This window comes from Cohaesibacter marisflavi (assembly GCF_900115225.1).
Lineage (GTDB): Bacteria > Pseudomonadota > Alphaproteobacteria > Rhizobiales > Cohaesibacteraceae > Cohaesibacter > Cohaesibacter marisflavi.
Window position 1 is genome coordinate 1 of the sequence record NZ_FOVR01000035.1, and the last position, 5,292, is coordinate 5,292.

Consider the following 5,292-nt stretch of genomic DNA (forward strand, 5'->3'; position numbering starts at 1 on the left):
CGAGAGGTTCTGCTGGGCCTTCAAAAGCATGGCCTCAAGGCACCGAAATTGGCCACGACGGAGCCATGGGATTCTGGGCGGCGCTGGAAGAGATATTTCCATCCACCCGTCAGCAACGCTGTTGGGTCCATAAAACGGCAAACGTGCTCAATTATCTGCCCAAGCGATCCCAGCCCAAGGCCAAGAAAATGCTGCATGATATTTGGCAGGCAGAGACCCGTGAGGATGCCAATCTCTCTTTTGACCTGTTCATCGAAAGCTATGAGGCCAAATACCCCAGGGCAGTTGAATGCTTGATCAAGGATCGCTCAGAACTCCTGACATTCTTCGACTTTCCCGCTCAGCATTGGCAGAGTATCCGCACATCAAATCCGATTGAGAGCGCTTTTGCCACCATCCGCCATCGCACCAAGCGAACAAAGGGAAGCCTGAGCAGAGAAGGTATGCTGCATATGATGTTCAAACTCGGCCAATGCGCCGAGAAAAACTGGCGAAAGCTTCGTGGCTTCGCTCATCTCGCTGACGTCATTGAAGGCGTCGACTTCGTCAACGGCATCAAGCCGTCAAACCAACAAAAGGCCGCTGCTTGAAAAGCTTCAAACACCAGAATTGACAATAGCTCATGCTGAACGATTAGAAAGCCAAGGGGAAACCCCGTGAAATACAGGCGGAAACACCATGAAGCTGACACTTGGACAGGCGGCCAAAACCGCGAAGCGTTCAAAGGGAACGCTATCAAAAGCCCTTAATTCAGGGGGTATCTCTGCGGAGAAGGACGGCAAGGAGCGGTGGCAGATTGATCCGTCAGAGCTTTCTAGGTGGATGTCTGCGAACCCATTTCCGAACAGTCATGGAAACCAATCTGAAACCCAAGAGGAAACGGATGAAAACAGTGCCTTGGGCGTCGAAGTTAAGATGCTTAGAGAGCAGATCGACGCCATGACCGTCGAGCGTGACCGGGAGCGCGGCCAGCTCGTGGATCAGATCGAGGATTTGCGTGCTCGCCTGGACGGAGCGGAGGCTGAGCGGGTGCGGTTGAATGCGCTTTTGACAGATCAGCGTGATAAAGCGGAAACGTCAGCGCGGCGGGGCTTTTGGGGCCGTATGTTGGGAGGGTAGGCGAGTTTTGAGTTAGTGGGGTCATCCAGCCTACAGAAGGCGTTGAAAAAATGTTCGGTTTTAGGATGATATACCGTCTTTTAGTGCTGCGTTCATTCTTGATAGCCATTCCAAAGCTGACAAACCATCCGCTACAAAATTGTACTCGCAATCATAATTTGATGGGAATGTATTTTCGTCGACCTTGTTGGATCTAATATCCTGAATCAAGTTGTCGATCTGGACGGTTAGATTTCGGATTTCGTTGACGTCATTTGTTTCTAGGTATGTTGCGATAACTTGTTCCCAATTGTCGCCATCAATATCCCAATCTTGATGAAAGTACGCCCCGAAGAATTGTTTAATCTGGTTCTCTTCTTTTTTCATGGGACGGGGAATCCTGTAACTATGCGATAACCTGAAGACATTGTTGGGTCTCTCTGAATAACCACACGAATATTTGTTGCGGGTGTGGCAGTTGTAGACCCGCGTGTGTCTACGCGACCAACAACTCGACTGGAGCTATGGTTGATGACCATCCTTTGACTGTTTCCCGCCAAGAATTGGGAAATCTGAGATCGGTTGGCGGCAAGAGCCGCAGATACTTGGCTTTCGGCGGCACCAAGGTTAGAAAAAGTTGAAGCTGCGGTAATCTTTTGCTGTTGTGCCAAGCGTCCAATTAGTTATGCGTCGGTTAATCCAACGTGCCGCGCAATGAGGTGACCTCCCGCAAGCTCATGTACCATTAGCCCCCCCCCTGGGACGGAAGATGCCATAGACATTCCTACCCCAGCCCTCACATTTGGCCGGAGGCCCATTAGACCTGCAGCTGCTGCCTCGCCAATGTCGCGTTCTATGCGATCACGTGTCGAGACACCAATTCTGCTCTGGTAGCGGTCGCCAGCACTTTCCATCCATCTCGCGCCACCTAAGAATTCGGTTAATTTGTCTACGAAACGGTCAGAGTTCCGTATTCGCGCCGCTACTTCATAGAATCTATCCGCCCTGTTTTGGTTGTCGGCGTCCGACTCGTCTTGATCCATCCCCCAATCGTGGAAGGCATTTCCGTTTGGGTCGCGTTGATTGATTGGGTCATTGCCAGAATATGCGTACCGATTTGTGCCCACGCCTGGTTGGGTTGGGTCGAGCCAGTCGGGTTGAATAAACATCGCCGATGCTTGCGAAGCAAAGATCGCAAAAAGTGCGGTCAAAATGAGCTGTTTCAAATTTCGGAGCACGGGAGTTCCCCTAAAACGTGTAATTGCAGGAGGATGTTACCCTATCTTTGCAAGGAACGCCAACCCAAAGATTCTGCCCTGTCAAACATGCTTTGGTTAACCCGTTGAAGGTAGGCCAGATAGGGACGCTGGTCCTCTGGTACGTTTTGTGCTGTGGGATATTTCTCGTGAAACTCTGTGCGCAGCAGATGGTAGGACGCCGTTGCTTTCTTGACCATGATGTAGGCGAACATCGGGTAGTGCTCGATCAGGATATCGGCCACAGCCATGGCGTCGTGATAGCTCCCCTCGGCGATCAGCTCCTCCACAACTACTGCGGCGATGACGGCGACGGATTGCTCGTTGGTCAGTGGTGCCAGGAACACGCCATTGGCGACGGCCTCGTCGGTGATCGGCAGAAGGTCGCGGTAATGCTGATCCCGCGCAGCACCCGCCCCACTGATGGCTTCCAGGTTCCAAGTCTTGCCAGCATTGTCGGTGAATTTTACGAAGACATGCAACGGAGCCATGGCGGGCACCACATCAAGCCCGAGCCGTTGGCCGAGAATGATGGACAGGAACGGCATGGTGGTGCAGTTTCCGCGCCGATCCTGGATGTAATCTGACAGCAGCTTGTTGCGGACATCGAAGCCGTAGGGATCGCCATGATCATAGCTGAAAGGTAACCGCTGTTCCGCTCACACGTTGAGAGGATAGGTCCAGTGCCCAGAAGTAGCCGGTCTTTGTCGTTCGTTTGCCGGGCTCAAGGACTAAAGCCGGGGTTTCATCTGTTACCCGGAAGGCGATTGCAGAGCAATCGTCCGAGAGGGCATGAATAGCTTGCCTGATCTCCTCAGATCGGCAAGCAGGGCGCTAAAGACGGGCCTCAATTCAAAGGCTGCCCTACCGGCCCCACAGGAGCAGACCAGACTATCTGGCTCGATCACTTCCTCGATCCGTGGCAGATGTTTTGGCAAGGCTCCGCGATTGGCCAAACGGCGTTTCTTGCCTGTGGGCTCTGTTGGGGAGGGACCTGCCTCATCGGCGGCATGAACCACGGCAATGGCTGTCTCCAGATCCTCAAGGGCCAGTTGGAACTGATCGGGATCAGCCTTCTCCGACTTGCTGCCAAAGAGAGCCTGCTTGAAGGCCTTGACCAGCTTTTCAAGCTGGGCAATCCGTTCATCCTTGCGGATGCCATGCGCCTCGCTGGCAATCACCAGCGCCTTCAGGGCAGCAATATCATCGGGAAGATCGGCTTCGGTCAACATGACCAAAATCTAGCAGATTTCTGCCACCAAGACACAAACAACATCGAGCCCGAGTCACCCTGACGCAGCTATTCCACATCCTGTGGTGCTCGCACTTCCAGACTGCGAACCCGACGCCAGTCAAGCCCTGCAAAAAGGGCTTCAAACTGCGCATGGTCAAGCCGAATGAGGCCATCCCGGATCTCGGGCCAGACAAAGCTCTGCTCCTCAAGACGTTTGTAGGCGAGCACAAGCCCAGAACCATCCCAATAGAGAAGCTTCAGCCGATCTGCCCGTCGGGAGCGAAAGACAAACACTGTGCCAGTGAAGGGATCCTTGTCCAGCGCGTTCTTGACCAGCGCTGCGAGGCCATCATGGCCCTTGCGGAAGTCAACCGGTTTGCTGGCCACCAGGATCTTCACCCGGTTCGAAGGACAGATCATGATGAACGCGCAAGAGATCGTGCCACAGCGGCTATCCTGCCTGCGCTTGCTCCTGCCTCGAGTCGGATGATTACCGAGCCACATTCGATCTCCGGACGGTTATGGCTCGCACCCGGTTCGACGGTCTCGGGCACCACACGGCTGCGGGGTTCCTCAACAATCAGACTAGCAAATTCAATCTCGCCCTCAGGCTCCGGCAGCACCAGCGTGCCACGGCGCGCCTGTGTGCGCCATGCGGAGAGATGGTTTGGACGAACCCCATACCGCTCGGCAACATCACAGACACGAACGCCGGGCTGAAGACTTTCCGAGACGATCTGTGCCTTCTCCTCATCCGTCCACTTACGTGGCCTCCCACGAGAACTCCGCAAAGGAGTGAGAAACTCCGCCGTACTCTCCATGGAGATACTCCATAAATATCAACATGAAGATCTCATCGCAGCTCACGCCTGTGGTCGCAATGTGGGGCTGAAACAGCGCTTACCTGCCAGATATTCTCAACTGGGTTCAATTCCGGAGATCTTGGTGTGATGCAACCCGAGAAAATCGAGAAGCGGCTTAGGCCGCTTCTCCTAATGGGTTTGTTTCCTCGAGTTCAAAAAGGTCTTGTGGCTCGACTTTTCGTAGCTTGATTGGTAAGACGCTCGAGGTTTCTTCATTAGGTAATAAGTTCTTTGCAATCAATCACCAACCATCATTCTGCAATCAAGTTAAATGGGACAGACGTCGATCTGTCTCATTTGGATGCTTTTATTCATGTGATTGAAGGTCAGGGGATTGACGGCTCCCATCTCCAAATTCGGGTTTCCTTTAGTTCTCATGTCTATTCGAGAACCACCAAGACAGAAGGTTTTGATTTTCGAGACGAGGGTGGCGCAATGCGAACTTACTGCGAAGATCGTTGTGTTTTGTCTCGTTTATTACCTGATATGTGTCGCAGAATTGTGAATCGGCGTGCAAAATTGACCCACTTAGGTGGGTTATGAGCGAGTAAAATTGACCCACCTGTTTCCGTTAATCTCCGCAGGCCAATTGCGGAGGAAAGAGCAGGTGATTTTGATGGAAAGTATTTCGAAGATCCGACGTTGGGTGCTGGTTGATGGCCGAAGCATCCGATCAGTCGCGCGTCAGACAGGTTTGTCGCGCAACACAATCAAGAAGTATCTTAAGGATGACAGCCCGCCGAGCTACCATCGCCAGGCCCCGCCAGTTCGGCACAAGCTATGCAATGGGTTTGATGCTCGTCTCCAGACGCTTTTTGAACAGGACCAGAAGCGCCCTCGC

Annotated in this window: 6 protein-coding genes and 3 pseudogenes; 3 read left to right on the forward strand and 6 right to left on the reverse strand. The window is 53.0% G+C overall.

Annotated elements, in window-relative coordinates:
* Nucleotides 1-590 (forward strand): annotated as a pseudogene (locus BM258_RS24075) (IS256 family transposase); the annotation flags it as partial.
* Nucleotides 591-678: 88 nt separating this feature from the next.
* Entirely contained in the window at nucleotides 679-1,119 is a 441-nt protein-coding gene (locus tag BM258_RS24080) for a hypothetical protein (protein WP_090075780.1), read from the forward strand.
* Between the two features lie 60 nt (nucleotides 1,120-1,179).
* On the opposite strand, the gene BM258_RS24085 is transcribed toward BM258_RS24080, so the two are convergent.
* The 6 genes and pseudogenes from BM258_RS24085 to tnpA form a co-directional block, all read right to left on the reverse strand.
* On the reverse strand, nucleotides 1,180-1,485 hold the full coding sequence (locus BM258_RS24085; RefSeq protein WP_090075781.1) for a contact-dependent growth inhibition system immunity protein: 306 nt from the start codon (nucleotides 1,483-1,485) through the stop codon (nucleotides 1,180-1,182).
* Nucleotides 1,482-1,769 (reverse strand): RNase A-like domain-containing protein, encoded by a 288-nt coding sequence (locus BM258_RS25155; RefSeq protein ID WP_175528234.1) that lies wholly within the window; start codon nucleotides 1,767-1,769, stop codon nucleotides 1,482-1,484. The genes BM258_RS24085 and BM258_RS25155 overlap by 4 nt, the downstream gene beginning before the upstream one ends.
* Nucleotides 1,770-2,377: 608 nt before the next feature.
* Nucleotides 2,378-2,953: pseudogene (locus BM258_RS24095) on the reverse strand (transglutaminase family protein); the annotation flags it as partial.
* 49 nt (nucleotides 2,954-3,002) lie between these two features.
* Nucleotides 3,003-3,586: pseudogene (locus BM258_RS24100) on the reverse strand (IS66 family transposase); the annotation flags it as partial.
* Nucleotides 3,587-3,654: 68 nt separating this feature from the next.
* Nucleotides 3,655-4,008, reverse strand: coding sequence for an IS66 family insertion sequence element accessory protein TnpB (gene tnpB, locus BM258_RS24105; RefSeq protein ID WP_244544829.1), 354 nt, complete (start codon nucleotides 4,006-4,008; stop codon nucleotides 3,655-3,657).
* The gene (gene tnpA / locus BM258_RS24110) at nucleotides 4,005-4,409 is read right to left on the reverse strand and encodes an IS66-like element accessory protein TnpA (RefSeq protein ID WP_090075785.1); all 405 of its coding nucleotides are present in this window, start codon (nucleotides 4,407-4,409) and stop codon (nucleotides 4,005-4,007) included. The genes tnpB and tnpA overlap by 4 nt, the downstream gene beginning before the upstream one ends.
* A 658-nt stretch (nucleotides 4,410-5,067) precedes the next feature.
* Here tnpA and BM258_RS24670 point away from each other — a divergent pair.
* A partial coding sequence (locus tag BM258_RS24670; RefSeq protein WP_210186876.1) for a helix-turn-helix domain-containing protein occupies nucleotides 5,068-5,292 on the forward strand: 225 nt, incomplete at its 3' end.

Excerpts from the sequence above, each read along its gene's own strand:
- BM258_RS24080 (WP_090075780.1), top strand. The coding sequence starts at position 679 with ATGAAGCTGACACTTGGACAGGCGGCCAAAACCGCGAAGCGTTCAAAG.
- BM258_RS24085 (WP_090075781.1), bottom strand. The coding sequence starts at position 1,485 with ATGAAAAAAGAAGAGAACCAGATTAAACAATTCTTCGGGGCGTACTTT.
- tnpB (WP_244544829.1), bottom strand. The coding sequence starts at position 4,008 with ATGATCTGTCCTTCGAACCGGGTGAAGATCCTGGTGGCCAGCAAACCG.
- tnpA (WP_090075785.1), bottom strand. The coding sequence starts at position 4,409 with ATGGAGAGTACGGCGGAGTTTCTCACTCCTTTGCGGAGTTCTCGTGGG.